The organism is Pantoea sp. SIMBA_079, from assembly GCF_046940275.1.
Taxonomy (GTDB): domain Bacteria; phylum Pseudomonadota; class Gammaproteobacteria; order Enterobacterales; family Enterobacteriaceae; genus Pantoea; species Pantoea borealis.
Window position 1 is genome coordinate 1 of record NZ_JAWRYR010000502.1, and the last position, 261, is coordinate 261.

Annotated in this window: 1 pseudogene; it reads right to left on the minus strand. The window is 63.2% G+C overall.

From position 1 onward, the window contains the following. Positions 1 to 50: 50 nt before the first annotated feature. A pseudogene (locus SB719_RS20970) lies at positions 51 to 261 on the minus strand (hypothetical protein); the annotation flags it as partial.

Sequence of the window (261 nt, forward strand, 5' to 3'; positions counted from 1 at the left end):
GGGAAACGCGGGATTTCTGCACAGCCATGGGAATTGCTCCAGCAACAGGTTCAGTTGTTTCGTTCTTTCTTCAATGCCGCCAACCCGGAAAACGGATTGACGCATGTCTCTTCTTCCGCCGTCACCGGCCAGTCGCGCTCGACCAGTTCGGAGCCGGGCGCGACCGGGATGACCGGCACCGCCAGAATCAGCTCGTCCTCGACCATCGCCGCCGGCGCCAGCATGCCGTCTTCGGGCACCAGCAGCGCCTCGTACTCGGGC